Source organism: Priestia sp. VA7 (assembly GCF_055710015.1).
This window is the reverse complement of the sequence record NZ_JBVQPN010000004.1, coordinates 48388-71794: the sequence shown is the minus strand read 5'-3', so window position 1 is coordinate 71794 and position 23407 is coordinate 48388. Positions and strand designations below refer to the sequence as shown.

21 protein-coding genes and 1 pseudogene are annotated in these 23407 nt (G+C 34.7%); 5 read left to right on the top strand and 17 right to left on the bottom strand.

All coding sequences use genetic code 11. The annotated features are described in order from the left end of the window. Positions 1-670: 670 nt before the first annotated feature. The 9 genes from AC0C45_RS18195 to hutP form a co-directional block, all read right to left on the bottom strand. The gene (locus AC0C45_RS18195; protein ID WP_255219823.1) at positions 671-796 is read right to left on the bottom strand and encodes a hypothetical protein; all 126 of its coding nucleotides are present in this window, start codon (positions 794-796) and stop codon (positions 671-673) included. 33 nt (positions 797-829) lie between these two features. Further along, the gene (locus AC0C45_RS18190) at positions 830-1102 is read right to left on the bottom strand and encodes a GlsB/YeaQ/YmgE family stress response membrane protein (RefSeq protein ID WP_016763729.1); all 273 of its coding nucleotides are present in this window, start codon (positions 1100-1102) and stop codon (positions 830-832) included. A gap of 384 nt (positions 1103-1486) precedes the next feature. After that, complete coding sequence (locus AC0C45_RS18185) at positions 1487-1966, bottom strand: site-2 protease family protein (protein WP_171777400.1); 480 nt, start codon at positions 1964-1966, stop codon at positions 1487-1489. Positions 1967-2716: 750 nt separating this feature from the next. Continuing rightward, positions 2717-4048 (bottom strand): MFS transporter, encoded by a 1332-nt coding sequence (locus tag AC0C45_RS18180; RefSeq protein WP_257064408.1) that lies wholly within the window; start codon positions 4046-4048, stop codon positions 2717-2719. A 109-nt stretch (positions 4049-4157) separates the two neighbouring features. Continuing rightward, positions 4158-5141 carry an agmatinase family protein gene (locus AC0C45_RS18175; protein WP_237893849.1) on the bottom strand — a complete coding sequence of 328 codons (984 nt, stop codon included), beginning with the start codon at positions 5139-5141 and terminating at the stop codon, positions 4158-4160. After that, on the bottom strand, positions 5116-6411 hold the full coding sequence (hutI, locus tag AC0C45_RS18170) for an imidazolonepropionase (protein ID WP_237893848.1): 1296 nt from the start codon (positions 6409-6411) through the stop codon (positions 5116-5118). Before hutI ends, AC0C45_RS18175 begins: the two co-directional genes overlap by 26 nt. 19 nt (positions 6412-6430) lie before the next feature. Further along, complete coding sequence (gene hutU / locus AC0C45_RS18165; protein ID WP_047934124.1) at positions 6431-8089, bottom strand: urocanate hydratase; 1659 nt, start codon at positions 8087-8089, stop codon at positions 6431-6433. Positions 8090-8306: 217 nt separating this feature from the next. Then, positions 8307-9818 (bottom strand): histidine ammonia-lyase, encoded by a 1512-nt coding sequence (gene hutH, locus AC0C45_RS18160; protein WP_257064411.1) that lies wholly within the window; start codon positions 9816-9818, stop codon positions 8307-8309. Between the two features lie 310 nt (positions 9819-10128). Beyond that, positions 10129-10593 (bottom strand): hut operon transcriptional regulator HutP, encoded by a 465-nt coding sequence (gene hutP / locus AC0C45_RS18155; protein ID WP_028408945.1) that lies wholly within the window; start codon positions 10591-10593, stop codon positions 10129-10131. A gap of 636 nt (positions 10594-11229) precedes the next feature. Between hutP and AC0C45_RS18150 the strand changes: the two genes are divergently transcribed. The 3 genes from AC0C45_RS18150 (at position 11230) to AC0C45_RS18140 (ending at position 13948) form a co-directional block, all read left to right on the top strand. After that, on the top strand, positions 11230-12663 hold the full coding sequence (locus AC0C45_RS18150; RefSeq protein WP_047933615.1) for an amino acid permease: 1434 nt from the start codon (positions 11230-11232) through the stop codon (positions 12661-12663). Between the two features lie 519 nt (positions 12664-13182). Beyond that, positions 13183-13635, top strand: a complete 453-nt coding sequence (locus AC0C45_RS18145) for a hypothetical protein (protein WP_047933616.1) — start codon at positions 13183-13185, stop codon at positions 13633-13635. Positions 13636-13648: 13 nt separating this feature from the next. After that, positions 13649-13948 carry a DUF2653 family protein gene (locus AC0C45_RS18140; RefSeq protein WP_053215339.1) on the top strand — a complete coding sequence of 100 codons (300 nt, stop codon included), beginning with the start codon at positions 13649-13651 and terminating at the stop codon, positions 13946-13948. A gap of 177 nt (positions 13949-14125) precedes the next feature. On the opposite strand, the gene AC0C45_RS18135 is transcribed toward AC0C45_RS18140, so the two are convergent. The 3 genes from AC0C45_RS18135 to AC0C45_RS18125 form a co-directional block, all read right to left on the bottom strand. Continuing rightward, positions 14126-14266 (bottom strand): IDEAL domain-containing protein, encoded by a 141-nt coding sequence (locus AC0C45_RS18135; RefSeq protein WP_047933618.1) that lies wholly within the window; start codon positions 14264-14266, stop codon positions 14126-14128. A 555-nt stretch (positions 14267-14821) separates the two neighbouring features. Beyond that, a complete protein-coding gene (locus AC0C45_RS18130) occupies positions 14822-15715 on the bottom strand; it encodes a DMT family transporter (protein WP_237893847.1) in 894 nt (297 codons plus the stop codon). A gap of 123 nt (positions 15716-15838) precedes the next feature. Then, a complete protein-coding gene (locus AC0C45_RS18125; RefSeq protein ID WP_237893846.1) occupies positions 15839-16351 on the bottom strand; it encodes a prolyl-tRNA synthetase associated domain-containing protein in 513 nt (170 codons plus the stop codon). Between the two features lie 154 nt (positions 16352-16505). On the opposite strand from AC0C45_RS18125, the gene AC0C45_RS18120 reads away from it, so the two are divergent. Beyond that, a complete protein-coding gene (locus AC0C45_RS18120) occupies positions 16506-17366 on the top strand; it encodes a LysR family transcriptional regulator (protein WP_201780337.1) in 861 nt (286 codons plus the stop codon). 467 nt (positions 17367-17833) lie between these two features. On the opposite strand, the gene AC0C45_RS18115 is transcribed toward AC0C45_RS18120, so the two are convergent. From AC0C45_RS18115 to AC0C45_RS18095, 5 genes and pseudogenes are all read right to left on the bottom strand, one after another. Next, entirely contained in the window at positions 17834-18298 is a 465-nt protein-coding gene (locus AC0C45_RS18115) for a hypothetical protein (RefSeq protein ID WP_026106547.1), read from the bottom strand. Between the two features lie 10 nt (positions 18299-18308). Further along, a complete protein-coding gene (locus tag AC0C45_RS18110; protein WP_237893845.1) occupies positions 18309-19319 on the bottom strand; it encodes a DUF3231 family protein in 1011 nt (336 codons plus the stop codon). Between the two features lie 423 nt (positions 19320-19742). Next, complete coding sequence (locus AC0C45_RS18105) at positions 19743-20978, bottom strand: Bcr/CflA family multidrug efflux MFS transporter (protein WP_237893844.1); 1236 nt, start codon at positions 20976-20978, stop codon at positions 19743-19745. A gap of 380 nt (positions 20979-21358) precedes the next feature. After that, positions 21359-21898, bottom strand: a pseudogene (locus AC0C45_RS18100) (IS6 family transposase); the annotation flags it as partial. Positions 21899-21999: 101 nt separating this feature from the next. Continuing rightward, the gene (locus AC0C45_RS18095) at positions 22000-22557 is read right to left on the bottom strand and encodes a hypothetical protein (RefSeq protein ID WP_025601614.1); all 558 of its coding nucleotides are present in this window, start codon (positions 22555-22557) and stop codon (positions 22000-22002) included. 93 nt (positions 22558-22650) lie between these two features. Between AC0C45_RS18095 and AC0C45_RS18090 the strand changes: the two genes are divergently transcribed. After that, positions 22651-23163, top strand: coding sequence for a DUF3231 family protein (locus AC0C45_RS18090; RefSeq protein WP_237893843.1), 513 nt, complete (start codon positions 22651-22653; stop codon positions 23161-23163). Positions 23164-23407: the final 244 nt, after the last annotated feature.

Here is a 23407-nt window from a genome sequence, read left to right as displayed (position 1 = left end):
TCGAACGAAATGATATCGCTTTCAAAAAATCTCAATCGTAATAACTACACATATCTTCTCCGAAAGCTAAAGGAATTTAGGGTTTATTCCAGGTGTAACTTAATTAACGAAACTATAGCATTAAGTTGGGCTATCTCCTTTAATCTCTTCATACTGTAATCTCATTATAATAAACATACTTTTCTTGTATATAGGTAATGAATGGAATCAAAAAAATGAGGATAACGAAAAGTATATTTTTAATTTCATGTTCTCTTTTTGCGTACTTCAGTTACATTATATTTATATATAACAGATAAATCAAGAAAATTATTATTCATTTCGCGTACATTTTATTTAGATAGGTCTCATAGAAGTGAATGATATTTTAATAACGAAGAACTGTTACTTAAATATTAACCTTTCGTTTATGTTCAATAAGGTTGAGTAATAGATACTTCAGTTTAAATGAGGAAGCTAATTCCTAATCTATAAAAAAAGCGCATATTCTAGATCCGTTTACTCCTGACCTACTGCAGTAAAGAAGCATATCTGCACTTTATTTTTAAATATTTTCCATAATAATAAGCGACCCTATATACCGTAAACAAAGTTAATAAGGTCGCTTATACTATATTTTGATTTATTATTTTTTTGTCTGTTTCTTTATAATAAAATATCTGTAATCTCATTAATCTTCTGACAGAATTTCGCTATCATTATTAATTTGATCGAATAAATAGGTAAGATAAGAATCTAGTTCAAATTGATTACCTTCAACAAAATCATATAGCATAGAATTATTTTCTTCTCTCATTTTTAGTCACTCCAATTTAAGTTTTTTCAATTTTTATACATGATGACTATGATTCTTTTTTTGACCCATCTTTCTTAAAAGAAAGCTTACAATTAATACTAAAATGATTGATCCAATAATTGCTGGGATGATTGCAAAACCGCCAATGACTGGCCCCCAACTTCCTAAGATAAGGCCGCCTAACCAAGAACCAATAAAGCCAGCGATAATATTACCAATAATACCTCCAGGAACGTCGCGTCCTGTAATTAAACCGGCGAGCCACCCAATAATTCCACCTACAATTAGCATCCATAGAATCTCCATTAATATTTCCCTCCTTCTAAATTGTTTAGTTAACTTTACCCCTCACTAGAACTCATTAATCTTGTTATTTTTTTCCTGATTAGAGCTTTTCTCGTATATAAAAGGACACCCTCTCATTTCTCGACTGTTTCATGAAAAAGATAAACGATTAAGACAGCCCTCAGCATATAAAAAACCAGCACCTCCTATATAACCATCTACCCCTTACCTACTGCAGTAAGAGCTCCTTGTTATTTTTTGAGTAGACAGGTAAGTTTACTGCAGTAGCTGCATCATAGTATCTAAAGAATTACGACTTGATTACTAATCAGTATCTATTTCAGTATCGTTGCCGCGTTAATATACGTTGTGAATGTACAGTTTTAATTAGCTACTTTTCCTTTGTTAATCCGGATTACACGTTATCTTTCCATATCTCAATGCATCATAGATAGCTCGCCCATCGCTTAAACTCGTTTCTGAATATTCAAAGGGTAAGAGCGAGAAAACAATATAATAAATAGAGAAATAAACAAATTGGTAAGAGAAGAGATTCTTTGAGAGAACACCCCACATAATTAAACCATATACAAGAAGGATAGACGCTAAATTAGCTATGGTACCTCCAGCATAAACACAAGCATGAGTAAACCGATTATCATACTTTAATTTTTCGTAAATACAAAAGGAGTGCAAAAAATAAATAGATTTTATTTTAATTTTTTTCCATCTAAAAATCGTTCTCCCTTGTCCAATGGTAAAATCGATCCTTCCACCTAAAATAATAGCCATAAGTGAGTGCCCCAGCTGGTGAATAACAGACACAAGTGGAATGACAATTAAAAAAGAAAATAATAATTTCGGCATATCACTCCATCCAAACATACCTGTCTCCCCTTCATGCTAAAATAGTCTTACATTTGATATTCCACATTTCCGTCTATCAAAACCGGTATTCTTATGAGGGCTATATAAGAGAACGGTGCGTTTCTATGTTTTGTTTTTATGGTTTCTATTAGGTTAACTAAATAATTAAACCCGACCTTCTTTACAATAAAAAGAGCTACCTCCAAATAGAAAAAGGTAGCTTGCTCTACTCAAGAAAAAAATTACATACGTTAATCTGGTTTAAAAAATTTAAGTATTTTAATATGATAAAACACTTAAATAAAACGCTTTCATTTTTTTCTATTCACTTATTTCCTTTGTTACAATGAAATTATAAGGATTAGAGTAGAAGGGTAGATGGGAGATATGAGTACAAATCTATTGATAATTTTAGGGGTTATATTTCTGACAACAGTAGCTATCACTATTTTAATTAAGATTTCGGAGGAAGACTAAACGATACTATAAAATAAAAAGCACCTCGTTCTATTGGCATTGAAGAGTGAGGTGACTTTTTTTGATTTTGAGTTATACTTTGCAAAAGTATAAGAAAGGTTAGGTCTACTAGTAATTATAACATATTAATTGAAAGATTGTCATACAAATTTTATTGTAGAAGAGCACCTCTGTACTCAAAAAACAGGAGTGCTCTTTAGCATGATTATAATTATTTTTATCTTTTTGAATTCTTAGATTAACCATCTTTTTCCTTAAAAAACTTTTTATCCTATAGAAGAATAATAGTTCTTACAATATAATGTTTTCCTCATTATGCATATCCGATATATGACTTCGTTGTCCTGGTTTCACAAATATCATAGATACCATTCCAATTATTACGGCAATGGCAGCAGCAGTAAACATAGCATTATACCCATGTGCCGCAACAAGACTTCCTGTTAGCGTAGGCGCAATAATAGTAGCCAGGTTTGCAATAAAATGAGTTACTCCCCCAAAAGTTCCTGCTTTATTGGGCTCTGTATCAAGAACAACTGTCCAATAGATCGAATTGGGTAGGTAATTAAAGGCATTACCTATACACATTAATAAAAGCACTGAGGCCGCGCTTCCAACCGTTGGGATTAGCATAAAACAAATAGCTGTAAAAAATAAGCAGACTACTGTGAACCAGGATCTAGCTATACGCAAATTTCCTGTTTTCTCACGTAATTTATCCGAAATTTTCCCTCCTATTAATCCTGTAACAATAGCACCTACCCATGGAATCATACCTATATATGAAAGAGATGCTAAAGAATAATTAAATTCATCTTGCAGATATTTTGGAGTCCAAGTTAGTAATAGGATATTGACATACAAAAATGCAAAGTACCCAATAGCGTTCATTACTAATGTAGGGTTTTTAAAAAAATAATACCAAGGAACATTTTGGGGATTTGTATTATCTAATTGTAATTCACCTTTTATTAAATTATCTGTGCTTCGAATTTTTTGAAGTTCAATTTTTGAAACTCTTGGATGACCTTCAGGTAAATTTGTAAATATTTTTCTCCATATTAATACCCAAATAAAACCTAATAGGCCAAGAATAATAAATGTTATCTTCCAATTAGTGAATGTGAGAAGACCCACTACAATAGGTGCCGTGACCAATGCTCCAATTGGAGTTCCAACTAAGCCAAGTGCTACGGAAAAACCTTTTTCTTTTGGAGATACCCAATTTGCCATCGTTCGGTTCATTGTAGATAAAGTAGGTCCTTCAGCCAGACCAAACAAAACACGAAATACCGCAAAACCAGCTAATGCAGAACCCCCAAAGAACGTTGCACCTAAGTGACCAGCAAATATTGTCCCAATTTCAAATATAGACCATGTGGTGCCAGCAAGAATCCACATAAACTTAGGACCTTTCTTATCTGCCAACGCTCCTCCAAATAGTGCACCAAAAATATAACCATAGCCAAAATACCCCAAAATTGCCCCCCAACTTACTGGATTTAAGTTGAATTCTTGAATAATTTCAGCTTGAGCGTATGAAAGCGCTCCTCTATCTATGTAGTTTATGATTGTTATAATAACAATCATAAAAATAATAAAGTAGCGATAATTGTGTTTCATCAATTACTTCTCTCCTCTCTCATTTTTTCACTTTTCTTCCTGAGAAAGAAAGCTTCATAACAAATCACTAGAGATTTGTTATTTTCAAAAGGATAAGGAAATTAATATTTTATTTTCTATTTGCAAAGCCTGTTAAAAAATTTAAGAATACATGAACTCCTGCTTTAATAGTCATTCCTGATTTATCACGTAAGGGATCTAAACATACAATATCCATCGCTTGGACTAATGGGTGTGAGCCAGCAATATATATCGCTTCGAACAATTCATCCGTTCTCATTCCTCCTGTAGTTCCTGCTGGTACACCAGGGGCATAAGCGATATCAAGAACATCCATATCTACTGTAAGATAAATGGCATCCACTTTCTTAGCTAAATCGTCTAAGGCTTTTTCAACTGTATTAGAGATTCCTGTTTTTCTAGCTTGAAGTAAGGTCACATAATTAACCTTGTGGGTATCTGCATACTCTGTGAGAGATTTAGAGTTATAAAACCCATGCAAGCCAATATTCCAAACGTTTTTGCCTTCAATTGTACCACTCTCAATCAAGTTTCGAATGGGTGTTCCATTTGATGGTCCGTTATCTTCTAAACTGCGTAAATCAAAATGTGTATCGAATTGAAGAATTCCTATACGTTGTTCTGGATGTGATGTTTTCCAGCCTTTTACTAACATAGCCGTAATCGAATGATCTCCCCCTAACATGATAGGGAGGGTATGGGGGTGATATTTCCTCATTGAAATCATTGCTTCTTTAATATACTGATGAGAAAGTGAAATATCTGTTACATGCTGTTTGACATCGCCTAAATCTAAAACCGATAAGGAGGTCAAATCCGTATCATATTCAATATGATACGGATTAAACGATTTCCATAGTTGTCTCATAGCAAGGGGTGTTTCACTTGCTCCTGAGGCACTAATAGAAGATCTCGAAAGAGGGACTCCCAAAACGGTTACATCTACAGCTTGAAAATCTATTTCATCTTGCCCTTCAAAAGTCTCGATCCAATCACTTACCTTAGGTTCAGTTGAACGCTGTCTTCCCCAATGAAAAGAGGGACGATTAAGTTGTGGGTACGGGTACGTCACGTAAAACCCCACCTTCTACAATCACTTGTCCTTCTTTAATCACAGTATCTACAAGGTTTACTGCATAGTTATATTGCAACGTTTGATAATTTGGTGCATCAAATAAAACAAGGTCCCCTTTCTTTCCTACTTCGATACTCCCAACTTCATCAGCTCTTCCAATGGCATGAGCTGCATTAATTGTACATGCTGTTAGGACTTCGGCTGGCGTCATCTTCATCGTAAGACAAGCTAGATTCATAATAAAAGGTAATGATTCAGTAGGTGATGACCCTGGGTTACGATCAGTTGAAAGGGCAACCGGAACTCCAGCTTCAATCATCTTTCTTGCATTCGCAGGCTTCTCCATTAAAAAGAACGCTGTACCTGGCAACAAGACTGCAATAACACCACTTTTAGCCATTTGTTTAATACCTTCATCAGATACCTGTAATAAATGGTCGGCTGAAACAGCCCCTACTTTTGCTGCAAGTTCTGCACCGCCAAATTGAACAATTTCATCTGCATGTATTTTTGGCTTTAATCCGTAGACTTTTCCTGCCTCAAGAATTTGCTCCGACTGTTCAACTGTAAAAACTCCTTCTTCACAAAAAACATCGCAAAACTCAGCTAAATTTTCTTCTGCAACTCTTGGAATCATTTCCTCTATCACTAAACGAACAAATTCGTCTGGGTTTTCTTTATATTCAACTGGAACAGCATGCGCTCCCATGAAGGTAGAAACTAAATCAACAGGGTGTTTTTCGTTTAGCTTTTTTGCTGCTCGTAGCTGTTTCAATTCATCTTCCAGTGTCAAACCATATCCACTTTTCGCTTCAACCGTCGTAACTCCATATTGTAGAAAACGATTCAGGCGTTTAGAGGTTTCTTGGATCAGTTGTTCTCCTGTAGCTTCTCTTGTACTTGTTGTTGTTTGGAGAATTCCTCCGCCTGCTTTTAGGATATCAATATATTTAGCTCCGTTTAATCGCATCTCTAGTTCTTTTTCACGACTGCCCCCAAACACAATGTGAGTATGAGCATCAATTAGACCTGGAGTAACAATCTTTCCTGAAGCATCAATCGTATTTATATGTCCATTCAAAGTATGAACATAGCGTTCTGCTTCAACATCTGATCCAACAAATGTAATCAATCCATTTTCTACTACAACACTGCCATGTTCGATAATACCGATATCGGACATATCTTGAGCACGTTTTGGTTCTTTAGTTCCGCCTCTAACTGTAATCAGTTGTGAGGCACATTTAATATACGTAATACATGACATAATGCTCACTCCTTTTCTTTTAGTCTAATGTTGGAATGTTCATGCCCTTTTCTTTGGCAGTTTGAATGGCTAATTCATAGCCTGCATCTAAATGACGAACTACGCCCATACCAGGATCTGTTGTTAATACGCGTTCAAGACGTTTAGCCGCATCTTCCGTACCATCTGCTACTACGACCATACCTGCGTGAAGAGAATATCCCATGCCTACGCCACCACCATGGTGAACAGATACCCAACTTGCCCCTGCGGCTGTATTAACTAGTGCATTTAAAATAGGCCAATCTGCTACAGCATCACTGCCGTCTCTCATCGCTTCTGTTTCACGGTTTGGTGAAGCAACAGATCCCGCGTCTAAATGATCTCTACCAATAACAATAGGTGCTGAAAGTTCTCCAGATGCAACCATTTCATTAATAATTTTTCCAAATCGTGCACGTTCTCCATATCCTAACCAACAGATACGTGCCGGTAATCCTTGAAATTCAATTTTTTCTCTCGCCATTTTAATCCAGTTACAAAGATGGGTATTATATGAGAATTCACGTAAAATAACTTCGTCTGTTTTATAAATATCTTCTGGATCACCTGATAAAGCTACCCAACGGAAAGGTCCTTTTCCTTCACAGAATTGAGGACGGATATAAGCAGGTACAAAACCTGGAAAGTTGAACGCGTCTTTTACGCCTTCATCTAACGCTACTTGACGAATATTATTTCCGTAGTCGAAAGCAATGGCTCCTTCTTTCTGCATATCTAACATAGCCTGAACATGAACAGCCATACTCGCCTTAGATTTCCTTACATATTCTTCAGGATTTTCAGTACGTAATACTTCTCCTTGCTCTAAGGTAAAGCCTACTGGAAGATATCCATTTAATGGATCATGCGCAGATGTCTGATCCGTTACAATATCTGGAATAAATCCACGTTTAATCATTTGAGGAAGCACTTCAGCTGCGTTTCCAACCAAACCAATCGAGAGCGCTTTTCCTGAGTCCTTTGCTTCTTGTGCTAAGGCAATCGCATCATCTAGGCTTTCTAACACAACGTCACAATAGCGTGTTTCAATTCGTTTTTCAATACGTGTTCGGTCAACATCAATTCCAATGACTACGCCCCCTGCCATTGTAACTGCTAATGGCTGAGCGCCTCCCATGCCTCCTAATCCAGCTGTTACGGTAATGGTACCTTCGAGACTACCATTAAAATGTTGTTTTGCACATTCAGCAAATGTTTCATATGTACCTTGTACAATTCCTTGACTTCCAATATAAATCCAGCTACCGGCTGTCATTTGCCCATACATCATTAATCCTTTTTTATCGAGTTCATGGAATTTTCCCCAATTTGCAAAGGCCGGAACAATATTGGAGTTAGCTAAAAGTACACGTGGTGCATCTTTATGAGTTTTAAAAACAGCTACTGGTTTTCCAGACTGTACTAATAGTGTTTCATCCTCTTCTAGATCTTTCAAAGTGGCTACGATACGATCGAATGCATCCCAATTTCGAGCTGCCTTCCCTATTCCCCCATATACAACTAATTTCTCCGGATGTTCTGCCACTTCTGGATCTAAATTGTTCATTAACATACGAAGAACAGCCTCTTGTACCCAACCTTTTGTATTTAATTCTTTTCCATGAGGTGCCTTAATTATCTTTTGTTCAGTAGTCATATTTCTTCCCCCTGTAAATAAATTTAAATAATTTTAAACGTTTTTTAAAAATTTATTCTTATAGATAATTACTTATAATCTGGCCATATTTCATACGGGTTTACTTTACGCAGGAAATCTCATAAATCTTTATAATTGAGAAAAAGAAAGGTTGATACCCTAATATTTTAATAAGTCTATGCTAGAGTTTTATAATAAAAACGACTTTACACGTTCATTAACGTACCATTTCGTAATTAACTTCTTTTACAACCCCTTTTAAATCAGCAGCCAATTTTTCAATATCACGTGAGAAGATTCGATCTTTCGTAATTGTTGGAACAGATTTTCTAATTCTTGAATAAAGTTTCGTTGTTTCTGGAGCTAACTTACTCACACCTCTAATATCAGCAGCCTGAGCAGCACAGATAGCTTCGATGGCAAGAACCCTTCTACTATTTTGAATAATTTGATAAGCATGGCGAGCAGCAGTTGTTCCCATACTCACATGATCTTCTTGATTAGCAGAAGATGGAATAGAGTCTACACTAGAAGGATGAGCTAATGTCTTATTTTCCGAAACTAATGAAGCAGCAGCATATTGAGTAATCATTAAGCCTGATTGAAGACCAGGGTCAGGACTTAAAAATGCCGGTAAATCACTTAGTTGGGGATTCACCAATCGTTCGATACGTCTTTCAGAAATATTTCCTACTTCAGACATTGCAATTCCAAGAAAGTCCATCGCAAAAGCAATAGGTTGTCCATGAAAGTTTCCACCGGAAATAACATTTCCACTGTCCGAGAAGATTAGTGGATTATCTGTTGCTGAGTTTATCTCAATCGATAGTTTCTCTTTTACATAATTTAAAACTTGTTGAATAGCACCATGGACTTGTGGGATACATCGTAATGAATAGGCATCTTGAACTCGAATTTGTCCCTGAGTAGTGGTTAGTTGACTACCGTCAAGGTAAGAAAGAATCCGTTCAGCCACTTGTTTCTGTTCAGGGTAAGGTCTTACAGAATGAGATTCTGGTGTGAAAGCGTCAACAATTCCTTGTAAACCTTCTAATGTCAGGGAAGCAATTCCATCTGAAAGATCAGCTAACTTTTGAGCCTCCATGTAAGCAACCACACCTACAGCAGTCATAGCTTGGGTTCCATTGATTAAAGCAAGCCCTTCCTTAGCTTGCAATTTGATTGGTTGAAGACCTGCTAATTTCAATGCTTCTGCACCTGACATTTTTTCACCATTAAAAATGGCTTCTCCTTCTCCAACTAATAATAGGGCTAAGTGCGATAGAGGAGCTAGATCACCACTTGCTCCTAGCGATCCTTGACTAGGAATAACTGGAACGATATTTTGATTTAAACAATCTATTAATAACTGAAGTGTTTCTAGACGAATTCCTGAATAGCCTTTCGCTAATGCATTAGCTCTTAGAAGTAACATAACCTGGCTTACTTCTCTAGGAAATGGCTCCCCAAGCCCACAAGCATGGCTTCGAATTAAATTGATTTGTAAGTCAGCTAAATCATGCTTTGAAATAACTGTGTCACTGAATTTCCCAAACCCTGTGTTTACACCGTAAATTACCTTGTTATTGGTAATACTATCCTCCACTAAAGCTCTACTTTTTTTGATATTTTCTAGAGCGTGATCACTAATTTTAACAGAATAACCTTCATAAATAACTTGATGAATTTGTTCATACGTTAATGAGTTACCGTCTATTTGAACAAACATTCTAATCACTCCTTCTTAAATTAAAAAGTCTTATTGTTTTTGAACATAAAAAGGGGCTATATCAAAAAAGAAACAAATCTTTTTTGATATAGCCCCCTATAAACTAAACTGAATAAACTATGGGCTTTAAATACAATTTTAAATATCTAAAACAAACATAACTAACAATGCTAAATGAATCTATACTTTAAGGTCTAAAGCTTAAAGCAACTAATGTGTCTGAAACTAGTATCTCTTTATCTGAATAATTTGTCAATTGTTTTTTGAAAAATTTAAAATTATTTATTTAAATTGCTTTGAATAGATTTTTTTAGATATGGTTAAACCCAAAACCTAATGCATCATGTTCAAACCCTTTTTTTGGAGCCCCTATAGTTCCATAGACACATACACTAATCCATTCTCCCCCATAACCAGAGGAGTCAATATTTCCTCTGACAATTGAAAAAGTTAAACCAACTGTACGTAAAATATCGCCTAACTGTAAAGTCCCCCTACTTACTCCCTGAATTGCCTCCAATATGGCATGATAAAGAGCATGGACTTCCCTATACGAATTAGCATTTATAATATGGTTATTTTTAGCACTTGTTTCAACAGCAGCAACTACTTTTGATAGCTCCATAGCCCCAACTTTTCCAACTGTATAGTTATAACCCCTTGAGTCCAGTTCTTGTTCAACTTCTTTCACCAGTTCAGTATTATGCAAGAGAACCAATAAAGAAGTTAACTTACCCATTGAAAAATTATTCTTTTGTTTGACCTGATTGCTCATAAGATGTTCCCCCTTTGTGCTTCCCTTACTACTAGATTAGTATATACTGAAGAGTATATTAGATGTCAACCCACCTTTTGGTAGCGCATACATTTCTGCGTTGACAACTATTTATTCGGTAGATATACTAAATATAATTCTGAAAATTCTAGATAATATAGCCTTTAGTGGATGAATTAAATTTTAGTTAATGGAGGATCTTAACAAAAAGATGGAAATATAAAAATCAGGTATGATGTTATTTTTTAGAATAGGGTTTTCTCCAAGAGAGTAGATCAGATACCTATCAAACTTAAAAATATTACTTATATAAGTTTATTTAGGCGTAGTTAAGTAAATAAGACAAGACTCCAATTTAGTTATTAGTTTATAGAATGGAACTTGGCAAAAAGGAAATTATTATTTTTGCGAAGTTTTTTTGTGTTGGAAAGACTTATAGTAACTTGGAAAGGAAAGCTAGATTATATTTTTTGAGGTTTTAATAGATATTTTAAAAATCATAAAGAAACTATATTCATTCAAAACATATTTTAAATTATGTCCAACCGATCTGCTCATTTAAATTTTTAGTTTAAAGGAGAACCCTGCTTATAACATAAAAATAATTAAATCATACTATTAGGAAGAGGGTTATACATGCATAGTAAAAAAATAGAAGTATCCAATGAGCTTCAAAGAAATATGAAAAGCAGACATTTATTTATGATTTCAATTGGTGGAGTAATTGGAACAGGCCTTTTTCTAAATTCGGGTCATATTATCAATGAAGCAGGTCCTGGTGGGGCTGTATTAGCTTACCTTGTTGTGGGTTTCTTAATGTACTTAGTTATGCTTTGTCTTGGTGAATTGACCGTATCTATGCCGGTGACAGGATCATTTCAAGCCTACGCAACAAAATATATAGGACCTGGAACAGGTTTTACTGTGGGATGGATGTACTGGTTGAATTGGGCAGTTACAGTAAGTGTTGAATTCACAGCATCTGGATTATTAATGCAGCGCTGGTTTCCTGATATTCCTGTTTGGGTTTGGTGTGCTATTTTTGGAACTTCTTTGTTTATCATTAACTCTCTGTCTACTCGCAGTTTTGCAGAAACAGAATTTTGGTTTTCAAGTATTAAAATCGTAACCATTTTATTATTTATTATAATTGGGGCAGGTATAATTTTTGGATTTCTTGATACTCATGGGGCAAAAAATCCAGTTCAAAGTGTTTCTACCATAATGAATAATGGAGGACTTTTTCCAAATGGATTTAGTAGTGTTTTCTTTGCCATGATTGGAGTTGTTTTTTCTTTTCAGGGAACCGAATTGATTGGTATTGCAGCTGGAGAATCTGAAAATCCACATAGGGAAATCCCTAGAGCTATTAAAAATACGGTTTGGCGAACAGTATTTTTTTATGTAATTTCCATGCTTATCCTCGTTAGTTTAGTCTCCTGGAAAAAAGCAGGATCAGTAGATAGCCCCTTTGTCTATGTTTTCGACAATGTTGGGATACCGTATGCAGCAGATGTGATGAATTTTGTTATTCTCACTGCGGTTTTATCGGTTGCAAATTCAGGGTTATATGCATCCACACGAATGCTATGGGCTATGAGCCTCGAAGGATTTGCTGGGAAATCTTTTTCAAAATTAAGCCAAAAGGGGGTACCATTACGCGCATTAAGTGTAACTTTTTTAGTAGCATGTCTATCTCTTTTAACAAGCTTCATTGCTGCTAATACTGTTTTTCTAATTTTAGTATCAATCGCTGGCCTAGCTGGCATCACTGTTTGGATGTTAACTGCCCTATCTCAATTAAATTTCCGTAAAGCTTATATTGCGGAAGGAAATGATATTAATCAATTAAACTTCCGTACACCTCTGTATCCTATTGTTCCAATTACTTGCTTTGTACTCTGTTTAGTAGTCATTGTTAGTATGGCTTTTGTTGATTCTCTCAGGGCTGCTTTATATTGCGGTCTCCCATTTGCAATTGGGTGCTATGCCTACTATTACTTACGTATTCATAAGAAAATAGATAAGGAAAAAGATACAATAATATTAAAGAGAAGTTCTGGGGAATAGACCTAGTGGGAATTACATTCTTCCTTTAATTAATGGATCATTGAGTAAATCACGATATTTTCATTACCTCTTTTTGATTTTTTAGCAGATTTTATCCTTGGATAAGATCTGCTTTTTAATTACACTAACAAACATTAGACACGAATTAATTCATCAACCCTTTTTATAAAACATGTGATTAGACTCTGCCATCTGAATATGGGTTACCTCTATATTTCTCAAAAGACCTTTACTATACTCTACATTTATTTTTCGTCTTTTTCTTTCTTTTCTAATTTTTATAAATTATATCACCGTCTTTTATGTTAATTTCACATATCAATTAGATATTGAAACCCCTTATACTTTTTCTAATCATGATAATCACTCTAAAATTCATCTTAAAATCACATTAAAAATAGATGAAAATAGTAGAATTTTATAAATTTAGTGGTATAGTAACAGCTACATAAGCTCTCTAAGAAAGAAACTTTATTATAAATCAGCTATATTAGATTAATAAAGACAGGAGTAATTGTAATGAAAAAATTGACCTTAATATTTGTATTAATATTTGCAATAGCTATACCAAATGTTGCTCAGGCAAAAGGATTTAGTGGCCATAGTTCTTTCAGTCACAGTTCTTCGTTCAGTTCTCATTCAAGTAGGGGCACATATTCAAGTGGCACTTATCATTCTGGATATAAGTCTCCGTCAAGCAACGTTACAAAAACACCATCGTATACTAGGTCTCACACGACGTATAACCAGACGCCGCCTTCACGAGCAAAAAGTATACTGACTCATGCTGCAGCGTTTGGAACGGGGGCACTTTTGGGCCATATGCTCCATCCATTTGGAGGAAATTATAATGGTACGTATGGAAATAACGCTTCAAATGGATTTTCTTTTTTAGGAATTCTTGTAGATATACTTGTGATTTTAGTCATCATTTGGGTAATTAAAAACATCTTTACAAGAAGAAGATATTAAGGAGAAATTTAAGATGGAAGTACTATTTAATGAACAAGATATTGTAGATAGTATTTGTATTTATATTGCGTTAAAAGAAAGAATCGAACCTCAACAAGTAGAAGTAGATTTGGAATTTCATCCCTCTCTTGGGTTTGCTGCTTCTACCTTAGCATTAGGACGTACAGCGCGATTGCATGAACAAGACATCATTGATGCTGTTGCAGTATATTTACAGGACTATCACCAGTTCGTCGCTAATCATCTACAAGTTAATTTATCTTTTTCGGAAAAGAATGGGTTTACTTCCTCTATTCAAGTATTGAGTAATTAGTAATTAATTTTTGACATGAGACTTCCGAGCATTTTCATACTGGAACGAATAAGTTCTTTCATTATAAGTTTAGTTTATTATAAAAAGATATATGTAAATGTAAAATAAAAAGAAGCCTCAGTTTTTAAAAAAGAAGGCTTCTTTTTAATGAATTTCTTCTATATTACATCGTTTTTATTAAGATACAGATTTAAGTTCCTCTGTTAAACGTAAAAAAGCTTGTTTATCTTTATTCTTTAAAGACTGGTCTATTTCCTTAAGGATCTTATTTCTTTTGAAGTCGTTCATCGTTTGATCCAAAAATAATTCAGCCAGCATTTGATCGCGTAAACCTGGATCGATGTTGTTAATTCCATTATTTCACATTAAAAATCAACCCCTTTATCTTTTCTCCTTTTTAAACATTATTCTCCTTTCTGACGTTGTTTATACGAGATTAATAGATAAAGTGAAATAATGAATATATTTTTTACCCCATGTATTAATAATCCTCTTGTTATTCTGATTGTTATTTTATACTTATAAACCCTAAAGTGAGCACAAAACTGTTTTATTCATTTGTTGAAGGAGATCTACAAACTAACCTTTAAGAATATAGGTTCTGACAGTCATGTTTAATGACGGCAAACCACTAGCTTAATCTACTTTCCTTTCAGAAACGTTCGTAAAAGTACATAGTTTTTAGAAGACGTTCGTAATTTATTTTCAAACTTAATCGAACAATGAAAATGACAGGTTTTCTATATAAGAGAAAAGTTCGTAAATATATACTTTTATGGACTTAATTATCGGAAAATCCCTCAGTATTAACATGAAAAGTTTTTAAATATATATAAAGCAGCAGGAAACTAATACTTCCTACTGTTTCCCATATTATAGGGTCGATACACTCTTACCTCTTTTGGAAAAAATAATCGCCTTATTCTCACTTATAAATGTTGATCCTAAAAGAAGCGCGCCACCTATTATTTGAACAATTGTCATATGTTCTCGCAAGATAACTGCAGAAATCAATATGGCTACGAATGGATCTACATAGCTTAGCATAGCGATACTTTGGCCTTTTAATTTCTCCATACCAGAGAAAAACAACCAAAATCCAATACCAGTGTTCACAATCCCCAGAATTATTATAAAGGGAACGGACGATTTAAATACTTCAAAGACATCGAATCCTTCCGTCAAAAATACATATGGCAAGAGCAGTAAAGCTGTTATTCCAAGTTGGATAATTGTAATCTCTAGCCTACCCATGAGGCGAATAAATTTATTGAGTAACATCAATGCAGCATAACATGCAGCTGCTAGTAATCCAAAAAAGATTCCAAGTAAATCTTCTGTTCCAGAGGCACTTACACCATTTCCAACAATCATTAACATACCTATTATCGCTATACCGATACAAATGATTTTTTTGACAGGTAATTGTTCTTTAAGGATAAATGGTGAGAGGATTATGACGAATACAGGTGCAAAATAATAGCCTAGCGTAGCATTAGTGAGCGTTGTGTGATCATATGCTTGGTAAAGAAACATCCAATTTCCCCCTAATGCAATACCCGAAAAAAATAAGATATAACCATTAGCTTTTACCAATTTCCATGTAATGGTTCTCTTTCTCATAAAAAGAACAACTATTAAAAACAAACACCCAATTGAACTACTTAATAAGGCCGTTTCACTAGAAGATAAATCAATGTATCTTACAATTAAACCCATTGTACCGAAAATAATCATAGATAAAACAAACTGTATCTTATATTTCACTGCCTTCACCCACTTAATACACAGGCAATTTGATCAAACGATTTTAGATTATTTTGCTCTATTTCATTTGTCAGCGTAGAAATTCTAACTTTTATGGCTATTCTATTTTTATATAGACACATATCACACCTCTATAATCGATACCTTATGGTTTGTATAAGGTAAAAAATTATTAATAATTTGCTCCGTTCGTACTTTTATATATCCGGTTGTTGTTCCATCACTGCATCCATACCATTCTTCATTAGTTACATCTTTATCAAAAACAATTTGTACATTATTACCCTTATCAAACAGTGCGCTAAAAACAGTTGCTGCTCCAATTTTTGTTCCTAACATATCTTTCATCAATTCCTCAGGAGCAAACGAGACTCTAGCTATATTTAGAGCACTACTGAAGTCTTTTGAGCAAAAAGGCTTGTCTCCTTTAGTGATAAATAGATAGAAAGAAGTTTGCTGTCGATTACATAAAAACAAGGTTTTAACCATTTTCATGTTCAACTTTTTATTAATAAGAGTACAGTCTTCCATTGTAATAGCTTCATTTGTATCAACACGTTGAAAAGGAATATTTAATTGTTGTAAAGCAAGATACGTACTTTCTTGTAAAGATGTGGAGCCTTTTCTTCGAGCCATGGTATAAACCTCGCTAATAAAAAACATATTTTTTCATTCCTTTGCTTTGTATATTTAATAAATGTAGATTATCATGGGAAAAAGCATTACAAAAGCGAATATTTGTCATGATAAGCATGACAAAAACAGATGCAAAGGTTGTGATACTATGGACATGAATATACAAAAATATATTGCTTTTGTTAAAACAGTGGAATTGGGAAGCTTCACAAAAGCAGCAAAGTATTTAAATTATTCTCAGTCTGGCATAAGTAGGATGATTAACGATTTAGAAAAAGAATGGGGAGTAACTCTACTTGAACGAGGCCGATCTGGTTTGCGGTTAACTTCAGAAGGATTAAATTTATTTCCAGCTGCTAAAAGACTATTTGAAGAATATCAAAACTTACAGCATCAGATAGAAGAAATTAACGGGTTACAATCGGGAGTGGTTCGGATTGGCACTTTCTCTAGCGTAGCCACGCATTGGCTTCCAAAAATAATAAAGCAATTTAAAACTGATTATCCTAATATTGATTTTGAATTACTTTTAGGTGATTACCACGAAATAGAAAAGTGGATTTTAGAAGGACGTGTGGATTTTGGTTTTTTACGACTTCCTACTCTTCCAGAATTGGAAACAACACTTATAGAACAAGATAACCTAATTGTTGTATTGCCTAAAAGCCATCCTCTTGCAGATCTCGAAAAAATTCCAATTGCTGAACTTTCTGAGTCATCTTTTATCTTGTTAGAAAAAGAAGGGAATTCTGATGTGGCTAAACTGCTGAAAAAGTGGAATATTTGTCCCAAAATCAATTTTACGACATGGGATGACTATGCCATTATGGCTATGGTAGAGAGTGGTTTAGGTATTAGTATTTTACCGCAATTGGTTTTACAACGCATTTCTTACGACGTTATCACAAAAGAATTGGAAGTACCTGCTTACCGAAAAATCGGGTTAGCATACAGGGAAAATCAAACTTTATCTCTTGCTAGCAACCAATTTTTAAATTATTTAGAGTATAGATAAAACACTCATTTCTTCCCTAAAGATACTATATTTTAAAATACTAGCATATGAATAAAACGTGTACTTTTTATACATCCGCCTCCCACTTGGGTATCGAATAAATGCCGTCATATCAAGGATGTATAAAAAGCAGCATAAAAGAGAAACACACTCTAATTGGAACCCTTACTGCCACAAGGGTTCTTTTTTGATGCGTGTTCCGGAAAAGAGTGATTACGTTAACTAAGAATGAATAGCGTATACAGGTTAAAAACAGAAAAACTCCTGTGACCTGTTCAGGAGTTTTTCTGCTACATTTATTTAACCAAAGGACTGAAGCCTCACGGCGTCTTGAGTAGTTTGTTCAAGTTACCAATAACTTATGTATAATTTATACAATTCCATATTATGGTGAAATTCAGTTAGAGAGGTGTTGTATATGAAAAAGTAATTTTTGATATTTCATTTTTATTACTTTTAATAGACGTTTATCCTTCTTTTAGGTTTAATATTAATTTTATAGAGAAACCAATTATTAATCCAGGAATAACCCACAATATTGGAAACCAGACCGCCCCCAACAATACCCCAAAAACTTTTGTTTGGGCTGAATATATAGTTCCGACAGTAACAAAAAATGCTGAGCTAACGAAGGGCAGATAGGAATAAGGCTGTTTTCCTCCTCCTGCATCTTTAAAGGCATCCCACATTGCAAAGAAGTATAAACAGGGATAGAACATAAGCCACTGATAATTTGCTTGTGAAACCGCACCTTCTATATTTCCAATAAAACTCAAACGGATGGCTTCATTAAAGTTTGCCATTACGTTTATTATAAGCTCTAATATAATAAATAAAATTCCTTTAAGAAGTTGACCGTTTAATATTTGGGGAAAACCAGGTAAAGCTATACTCCACAAAATACTCTCTGTTATTTTATCTTTCTTTTCCATCTCACTTACATCATTTGTTTTTTGCCAAATCTTCATGGTTTGTAGCTAGTGGAGGCTGTTCCATCCACTCATTTTCTATTAGAAGATTCATTCCATCTTCTGCCAACAATCCAATATCGGTAATCATTTTTGCGTAATTAGCTACCAAATCCCTTCGTTGGGATATTGCCATTGCTTCTCCATAATACCCAATGGCTGAAGAAATTAGCGTAGATATTAAAAACATCATAAGTTTATCAGAAAAAGGTGGGGTTGTTGAATCCGTTACTTCTGAATCAAAAGTCCGTGGAATATGTAAATTATCTTCTTTTAACATCGAAGTTAGGATTTCGAAGTGACTTTTACAGACCTTTCTAGCCCTTTCCATATATTTTCGAACATCTTTAGATTGAGCTACCTGACTGAACCCTAATTCTAGTACTACTTTTGTCATTGTCTTTTGCATATTAAGATAAGTACCACTAACTTCAACTGCACTAATAGGTCTACGTTTTCCAAGCCAACCTGTTAAGTAATTTTGTTTTTTAATAAACTCGACTTTCTGGTGATTATTAAAAGTAGGGGGTTTGCTAATAATCCCTTTACTTACAAGAACACCAGTGGCTAGATCATACAATTCCACTGTTTCAGAAATAACTTGCTTAAAGTATTTTCTTTGATCTTCTTTAATAGTACAGCCTGTCGCTCCAGCATATCTAGTCATGCCGTGAATAGACATTATTTGAATAAAAACAATAATATATGTATCTGTAAATAAAGCAGGTGCCTCTAGTGTGACATCCTCATCTGTAAACCCCTTGGGTAGTGGATAACTTTCTTTTGTCAAAAATTCTTCTATCTTTTGAAGGTGGCGTTCCGACAATTCAAGAGCAAATTGAAGTACCTTACTTATGTCTTTATCTTGAACATTCTCAATAAAATAGCGAAGCATACAACGTGATAAGCTATCATTAAGATACTGTGACCAAAGGTTTGCAAGTTCCGAAGAACTCATCCTTCCACTATGTGTAATATCTTCCATTTAATTCCCTCCTGTAAATTTATCTAAAATAGTTTCTCCTAATAAAAATTTTTTATGATAAGGGTAGAACAGACTCTTTTTTTAAACAAATTAAACACTATAAAAAGAATCTTACCTGTAAGCTTTATTATTGATTTTTTTATGCTCATTCAGAAAGTTACAATTTATAAGCTGCAAAAAGCCCCTGATAAAAAAGCTTTTTAGCATACAATTTCCTATAAATACGTTTTATGTTAACTATCTTTGTATATGATATATAGCTTAAAAACAGAAAAAAATACTGTTTGTTATAGAAACAATGCATCAAAACGAAAACAGCCCTAAGCGATGGCTCATCACTTGGGGCGTGTTGTTAATAACATTAATGTTTTTTCTTCTTAGGTGTCAACTGTCTAATTGACTTAAATAACATACGTATCCACATTATAGCTTAGAACCTTGTTCAGCATCATTGGGCCTCTGCATCTTAACCGAACGCTTTCGAACTAAAACAAAATAGGAAAGAAACGCCAACAAGCTAGCACCAAAGATCGTAACGCCCATTGGAACACCCGTATACGATCCTGCTATTCCAACAAGAGGTGCTGATAGCGATCCGAGTACAAATGGCAATAAGCCTAATAATGCGGAGGCGCTGCCCGCAATATGTCCTTGTGATTCAATGGCTAATGCAAAGGACGTCGTACCAATAATACTGATTGATGAGACAAAAAAGAAAATCGGGATCGCCACGGCAATTAATGGAGCTTTTAAAAGAAGAGCGATGAGTAGGATTGCTCCTGCCGCAATAGAAATTCCTAGTCCTATCTTTAAGAATGTTCGCTCCGAAATGTGATCGGCCAAGCGTCCAACCAACTGACTTCCAATAATCAAGCCTAAACCATTAACTCCAAAGAGTAGACTGAACTGTTGCGGAGAAACATGGTAAATATTTTGATAGACAAACGGAATACCAGATACATAAGCAAATATTCCAGCTGTCGTGAATCCTTGTGTGAATGCGTATCCCATGAATTCTCGCTCCTTAAATAAGGAACCAAAATTGCTCATGAGCTGTGGCAGATTACTAGGCACACGTTTTTCAGGTGGTAGCGTTTCTGGTAGTTTTAGAGAAACCATGAAGATTAATATAGCTCCAATACAAGCTAAAACAATAAAAACTCCATTCCACTTGGTAAACGAAAGAATGGCTCCCCCAGCAATTGGTGCAACGATTGGGCCGAGGTTACCGACTAATACAATTAAAGTAAAAAATTTGGTCAGTTCCTTTCCACTGAAAAGGTCCCTGACAATAGCTCTTGAAACCACAAGCCCGCCTGCTGCCGAAAAACCCTGGACAAAACGAGCCACAATAAGGAAATAGATATTTGGTGAAAACGAGCAAGTTAAAGAAGCTAATAAGTATAAGCAAAGAAATAATAGTAAAGGTTTACGACGGCCTTTCACATCACTCAATGGGCCAATAAATAATTGTCCTGCTCCCAATCCTAATAAGCATGCTGTCAAACTAATTTGTACGAGTGATGCCGTAGTATGAAAATCTTTTACGATTTTGGGGAAGGAAGGTAAATACGTATCAATTGTAAAAGGGCCTAAGAGTCCAAGGGATCCCAAAAGTATCGCAAGTTGAATTCTTTTTTTTCCACTAAGTGTATTCAATTTTTCCTCGCCTTTCTATATAGTTTGTATTTCATTTCACTACAGAAATGTAGGCTACAAGCTCCCATCCTACATTAGGCACAAAGGGACCAAAATGTAGATTTAATTCGATACCCGAAATACATAGTTCTGATTATAACCTTTTATCATTTCGGGGTAAACAATTAAAAATTCAGCTTGCAGATGAAGGTTAAATATTTTGGTTCTGATGCAAAATTTCAGCCGACTTGAAACTACTCTCTAAAACTTGGACATACTGGTTGTGATGCAAAAAACATTCGCTAGAAAAATAAAGCGTTAGGTTCCCTTGAATTACTAGCTTATGAGGCTAAACCAAATAGTTGATGGATGAACACTTTTCTACCTTGGGCGGACTTCACCTATTGGTAAACTTGCTTCTTTTTCAGCATATGCATGATTTCTATGCCACTCAGTATGTAAGTGGCTGTACGAAATAATTTCAACCCTAACATCGAACGAACACGCTTCTTAATAAAACGGTGATCTTGTTCCACGGTGTTATTTAGATATTTTATCTGCCTTATTTGGATGCCTACGGGCATCTTTTTCTCTTTCTTCAACTCTTCAATAGCCACAGGATAGGCCGGATTCTTATCGACTGTTATGACAAGGGTCATTGAAACATGAAAAGAGTGCAAAGCTTTCTTGAAAAAGCGTTTTGCAGCCTTATAATCTCTTGTTTTGCTTAAATAAAAATCAATCGTATTTTCTTTTGGATCAACGGCACGATATAGGTACATCCATTGACCTTTTAACTTAATATACGTTTCATCCACTCTCCAAGAATCATTGATTAGCTTAAGGTGACGCCGTACTCGTTCATCTAGTTCAGGACCATACTGATGAACTCAACGCATAATCGTGGTGTGAGAAATCGATAATCCGCGTTCTTCCATCACCATCTACTGATCCCTACTACATGGGTTCCTTTTTTTATTTGGTTCCGCGAATCTGAATTATGGTAACTAAAATTTTATGTAGTATATAGGTTAACAGCTATTTAATACTCATTTGTATATAGAACTTGACTATCTTTTATGACTGAGACCTGGACAGATTCTCTAGGTACTTCAGGAGTTGTTTTTTCTGAAAGAATATATCCTTTTTGATTTAATGATATGTTTTTTCTTACTTTTGTTCCGTCTTGAAATTCCATTTCTATATATTTTCCTTCTTGAATTAATTTATTATTTGTAATATATATACCGAGATATGGAACCCCTGATAAGGCACCTGTAACCTGTATTGGTAGAGTTTTATCTATGGGCACTTCCACTCCCTTGTATTCTTCAATTCCTTGTCTGTTTTTTGTAAGTATGTAAGTGCCCAATTTAGTGTCATTTTTATATAAGATAAGGGCATGAGGATCAGCCTTAGATTTAACATTCTCTTCTTTAAGAATAGATAAGTTAGACTTTCTTTTATCCTCTATGAAATCATTAATTTCTCTTTTAGATAGTACCTTATAATTGTTACTGCTATATAAAAAATAACTACTAATCCCTATTATGATTAATAAACTTAGTAAAACTAATTTCAGATTACGAGATAAAGTCATATTTGTTTCCCCCTTTACCATGCCATTAAGTTATAACCATATTTTAACATATAAAGATAAAATAAGTTCTTAGATATGTTAAGGAGGATAACAATGGGTATTTTAAGTGGAAATCCTACAGATGAACCGATGCATTACGGTGAAGTATTTGGAACATGGTCGTTTCTTTCTGCTTCAAAGGGATTAGTAGCTGGTTATCAAACGTCTCTAAATCATGTAGGAGACAAGGATCTACATAAGTTAGTACAAGAAACAATTGAACAATGCCAGCAAGAAATGAAAGGTGTGGAGACACTGCTAAAAGAGAATGGTGTGGCTTTACCCCCAACTCCGCCTGAACGCCCAGAAGCATGTTTAGATGATATTCCAGTAGGAGCACGTGTTCAAGATCCAGAAGTCGCTGCAGCTATCTCAACGGATATAGCTGCTGGTCTAGTTGCTTGTAGCCAATTGATCGGCCAATCCATTCGTGAAGATATTGCAGCTATGTTTGCTCAAATTCACGCGCAAAAAGTAGCTCTTGGTGGAAAGTTTTTACGACTTAATAAAGAAAAAGGCTGGTTAGTTCCTCCACCACTTCATAAATCTAAACACACGGATTGTTAACCATTAGATCTAACTGTCTATCAACAAAAAGATGTTTCTATTTGCTAAGAAACATCTTTTTTATTTTCTACAAATTCCAGTATGGTAACTACATATGCATACGATATACAGCTTAAAAACAGAAAAACTCCTGTGACCTGTTCAGGAGTTTTTCTGTCATATACATGTATCACGTCGGGATGATATCTTACGATATCATGAGTAGTTTGCTCAAGTTATGAATAACTTATGTATTAAAAGACAA

Coding starts and splice junctions, on each gene's coding strand:
- AC0C45_RS18190 (WP_016763729.1), bottom strand. CDS start 1,102: ATGGAGATTCTATGGATGCTAATTGTAGGTGGAATTATTGGGTGGCTC.
- AC0C45_RS18110 (WP_237893845.1), bottom strand. CDS start 19,319: ATGGAAGATATTACACATAGTGGAAGGATGAGTTCTTCGGAACTTGCA.
- AC0C45_RS18150 (WP_047933615.1), top strand. CDS start 11,230: ATGCATAGTAAAAAAATAGAAGTATCCAATGAGCTTCAAAGAAATATG.
- AC0C45_RS18090 (WP_237893843.1), top strand. CDS start 22,651: ATGGGTATTTTAAGTGGAAATCCTACAGATGAACCGATGCATTACGGT.
- AC0C45_RS18095 (WP_025601614.1), bottom strand. CDS start 22,557: ATGACTTTATCTCGTAATCTGAAATTAGTTTTACTAAGTTTATTAATC.
- AC0C45_RS18140 (WP_053215339.1), top strand. CDS start 13,649: ATGGAAGTACTATTTAATGAACAAGATATTGTAGATAGTATTTGTATT.
- hutH (WP_257064411.1), bottom strand. CDS start 9,818: ATGTTTGTTCAAATAGACGGTAACTCATTAACGTATGAACAAATTCAT.
- hutP (WP_028408945.1), bottom strand. CDS start 10,593: ATGAGCAATCAGGTCAAACAAAAGAATAATTTTTCAATGGGTAAGTTA.
- AC0C45_RS18115 (WP_026106547.1), bottom strand. CDS start 18,298: ATGGAAAAGAAAGATAAAATAACAGAGAGTATTTTGTGGAGTATAGCT.
- hutU (WP_047934124.1), bottom strand. CDS start 8,089: ATGACTACTGAACAAAAGATAATTAAGGCACCTCATGGAAAAGAATTA.
- AC0C45_RS18145 (WP_047933616.1), top strand. CDS start 13,183: ATGAAAAAATTGACCTTAATATTTGTATTAATATTTGCAATAGCTATA.
- AC0C45_RS18125 (WP_237893846.1), bottom strand. CDS start 16,351: ATGGCTCGAAGAAAAGGCTCCACATCTTTACAAGAAAGTACGTATCTT.
- AC0C45_RS18180 (WP_257064408.1), bottom strand. CDS start 4,048: ATGAAACACAATTATCGCTACTTTATTATTTTTATGATTGTTATTATA.
- AC0C45_RS18135 (WP_047933618.1), bottom strand. CDS start 14,266: ATGCTGGCTGAATTATTTTTGGATCAAACGATGAACGACTTCAAAAGA.
- AC0C45_RS18195 (WP_255219823.1), bottom strand. CDS start 796: ATGAGAGAAGAAAATAATTCTATGCTATATGATTTTGTTGAAGGTAAT.
- hutI (WP_237893848.1), bottom strand. CDS start 6,411: ATGTCATGTATTACGTATATTAAATGTGCCTCACAACTGATTACAGTT.
- AC0C45_RS18120 (WP_201780337.1), top strand. CDS start 16,506: ATGAATATACAAAAATATATTGCTTTTGTTAAAACAGTGGAATTGGGA.
- AC0C45_RS18185 (WP_171777400.1), bottom strand. CDS start 1,966: ATGTTTGGATGGAGTGATATGCCGAAATTATTATTTTCTTTTTTAATT.